At 35.9% G+C, this 3522-nt stretch carries 2 protein-coding genes; one reads left to right on the top strand and one right to left on the bottom strand.

From position 1 onward, the window contains the following. The first annotated feature begins 67 nt into the window (after positions 1-67). The gene (locus tag VFS71_RS17025) at positions 68-1108 is read left to right on the top strand and encodes an agmatine deiminase family protein (RefSeq protein ID WP_326402793.1); all 1041 of its coding nucleotides are present in this window, start codon (positions 68-70) and stop codon (positions 1106-1108) included. A gap of 100 nt (positions 1109-1208) precedes the next feature. On the opposite strand, the gene VFS71_RS17020 is transcribed toward VFS71_RS17025, so the two are convergent. After that, positions 1209-3485, bottom strand: coding sequence for a M1 family metallopeptidase (locus VFS71_RS17020; protein ID WP_326402791.1), 2277 nt, complete (start codon positions 3483-3485; stop codon positions 1209-1211). Positions 3486-3522: the final 37 nt, after the last annotated feature.

Below are 3522 nucleotides of genomic sequence, written 5' to 3'. Positions count from 1 at the left end.
GGCCTTTCTTTAGAGACAGAAGAATCGATGCCTTCGGGGATATTACCAAAAGAGCAATCGACTAATCATGAGTACAAACAACAGACGATTCCCCGCAGAATGGGAAAAGCAACAAGGAATTTTATTGTGTTTTCCACATAATGGAAAAGATTGGCCTGGAAAATACGAAGCCGTTCAATGGGCTTTTGTTGAATTCATCAAAAAAGTTGCCACATACGAGCAAGTATTTTTGGTCGTTGCCGATGAAAATCAAAAAGATAAAGTAGCCGAAATGCTGGAAACAGCTCACGTAATAATGAGCAATGTCTCTTTCATTATTCATAAAACCAATCGTAGTTGGATGCGTGATTCTGGACCAATTATTGTAAAAAATGGTACTGATAGAGAAGCTTTAAATTTCAATTTTAACGGTTGGGCGAAATATAAAAACATCAATTTAGACAAACACGTTCCTGCAAAAGTGGGTGAGTTTCTAAATATTCCGGTAACCCAAGTAATGTACAAAGGGAAGCCAGTAATTGTTGAAGGAGGAGCTATTGATGTAAACGGAAAAGGAACTCTATTAACTTCTGAAGAATGCTTGATGCATCCCTCTATTCAGGTTCGAAATCCAGGTTTTACCAAAGAAGATTACGAAGCTGTTTTCAAAGAATATCTAGGAATTACCAATGTAATTTGGCTAGGTGATGGAATTGAAGGCGATGATACGCACGGACATATTGATGATTTATGCCGATTTGTAAACGAAGACACTATTGTTACTATAGTCGAATTAGACAAAAACGACTCGAATTATAAACCTTTACAGGATAATTTGAAACGTTTACAAAATGCAAAACTCGAAAATGGAAAAGCTCCTGTTGTAGTGGCTTTGCCAATGCCAAAACGAATTGATTTTGAGGATTTACGTTTGCCTGCCAGTTATGCTAATTTCTTAATTTTGAATAATTGTGTTTTGGTTCCAACTTTTAATGATGCTAATGATAGAGTTGCCCTAAATATTTTGGCTGAATGTTTCCCAGATAGAGAAATCATCGGAATCAGTGCAATTGATTTCATTTGGGGATTTGGAACATTGCATTGCTTAAGTCAACAAATTCCTGAGTAAAATTATCGCAACAAAAGAAACTTAAACTCATTTGAGTTGTATTAATAAAAAAAGACTTGTAGATTTCTACAAGTCTTTTTTGTTATCGGATAAACCCCTTTTAGTCTCTCGTAAAAGGCAATTTTTGATTTGAACTAATAATCATATCAAATGCATTTTTAGCTTCGTTAAACTCAAATGTAACTCCTGCTTCTTTGGATTCAAATTTATCTTTACCAATTGGTTCAAGTGAAAATTTTGGGTAATCGGTAATTTCAGCAAAAAGCACACTATTTTTCTCTGTAATCTCAATTTTCAAAGGCGCAGCTTTAGTAGAAAATTTACCTAAGTAACCATCCAAAACGATGTCTTTTTCAACAGCTCCACTACCCGATTTCCATGTGTTATTACTTTCATTTACGTCTGGAAATGCATGATCAGGATCAATAACCACGCTCTCTATTTCTTCGGTAGTATTCACCTTTAAAGACCAATCTGTATTACGTTGCCAAATTTCCACAGGCAATTTAACACGGGTTACTTTTCCACTTTTTGTTTTTACATCCAAAATAACTGGCATAGCCATTTTTTCAAAATTTTCAATAGTGATTACAGCTCCTTTGCTTGGATCATTTTTTACATATTTAACAGAATTTATACCTTGATCCAAACGCCAGTTATTTACAAACCAACCTCTCCAAAACCAACTTAGGTCTTCGCCCGCCACATTCTCCATTGTTCTAAAGAAATCGTCTGGAGCTGGATGCTTGAAAGCCCAACGCTCTACGTAAGTTCTAAAAGCCAAATCAAAACGCTCTGGTCCCAATATTTGTTCTCTTAAAGTAACCAATCCAGCACTTGGCTTGAAGTAACACAAAAGACCAATATTTTTTTCTTTCATATTGTCAGGAGAACTCATTATTGGTTCATTCTTTGGATCAGTAAAATATTCAGCATTTTGATGAAAATCAGTTGGTTTACTTTTGTATTCACCATTATTAAAATCAACTGAACTAATTGAATTAATAAAGGTATTGAACCCTTCGTCCATCCAACCAAATAAACGCTCATTAGAACCCACAATCATTGGAAACCAACCATGACCAAATTCATGATCCGTAACTCCCCACAAATCCTCTCCTTTGGATTCCCATCCACAAAATACAATTCCTGGATATTCCATTCCACCTTCATTTCCGGCAACGTTGGTTGCAACAGGGTAAGGATATTCAAACCATCTTTTGGAATAATTCTCAATCGAAGTTTTAGTATATTCTGTGGCACGTCCCCAAGCTTCTTTTCCTGCACTTTCAACTGGATAAGCAGATAATGCAAGTGATTTTTGTCCACTTGGCAAATTGATTCTGGCTCCGTCCAATATAAATGCCGGTGAAGATGCCCATGAAAGATCACGAGCGTTTTTGATTTTAAAATGCCATGTTTTTTCAGAAGTAGTTCCTGCTTTTGATGCATTGGCTGCCACCTCTTCGGCAGTACGAATCATCACAGTTTTTTCACTTTGTTTGGCTTGGGCAATTCTTTTTTGTTCTTCAGCAGAATAAACAGCCGTTGAATTTAACAACTCACCAGAACAAACTACAACATGGTTAGATGGAACTGTAATATTCACATCAAAATCACCATATTCTAAATAAAACTCAGAAGCTCCTAAATATGGATTGGTATTCCAACCTCTCAAATCATCATACACGCACATACGAGGATACCACTGTGCTATGGTAAAAATTTTACCATTTTTGGTTTCCAAAACTCCCATTCTATCAGAACCTTCTTTTGGGGAAATGAATGAAAAATCTATTTTGATTTTCACAACTCCACCTTTCGCTTTCAAATCATCTGGAAGAAAAACTTGCATTCTAGTGTCAGTAATGATAAACTTTGCCTCTTTTTCTGCTGATTTACCACCTTTGGAAGTGGTTACAATTTTAACCGATTTAATTTTATGACCTCCGTCAAAAATTTCTCCTCTAGCGCCGTTACGGCTGCCCGTTAGTGGAATAAGTGCATTTCCTCTGGAATCAGATTTGAATAAATTTTGGTCCAAATGCATCCACACAAAAGACATTACATCATTACTATTGTTGGTGTAGGTAACTATTCCTGTACCAATAATCTCATTCGCTTTTTCGTTTAGTTTGGCAGTCAATTTATAATCTGCCCTGTTTTGCCAATATTCATGGCCAGGCGCTCCGTTCGCAGATCTTGTAGATGTACCATTAGTTGTATAAAAAAATGGACCAAAGGCATCATGGTAATTATACTTTGAAACTGGATTGGTAGTAGATGTGCTAGTTGCAGGAGCATCTTGACTCCATGAAGTACTAAACACAATTAATAAAGTCAGTTGAAACAAGACTCTAATACAATTGTTTTTCATAAGGTAAATTTTAATTGATTTTTATTGGGGGTAATAT

The sequence above is a fragment of the Flavobacterium sp. genome (assembly GCF_035760125.1).
In the GTDB taxonomy this organism is placed as follows: domain Bacteria; phylum Bacteroidota; class Bacteroidia; order Flavobacteriales; family Flavobacteriaceae; genus Flavobacterium.
This window is presented reverse-complemented; position numbering and strand designations above follow the sequence as displayed.

What these genes read in the sequence shown, in the direction of transcription:
- VFS71_RS17025 (WP_326402793.1), top strand. Translation starts at nt 68, where the DNA reads ATGAGTACAAACAACAGACGATTCCCCGCAGAATGGGAAAAGCAACAA.
- VFS71_RS17020 (WP_326402791.1), bottom strand. Translation starts at nt 3,485, where the DNA reads ATGAAAAACAATTGTATTAGAGTCTTGTTTCAACTGACTTTATTAATT.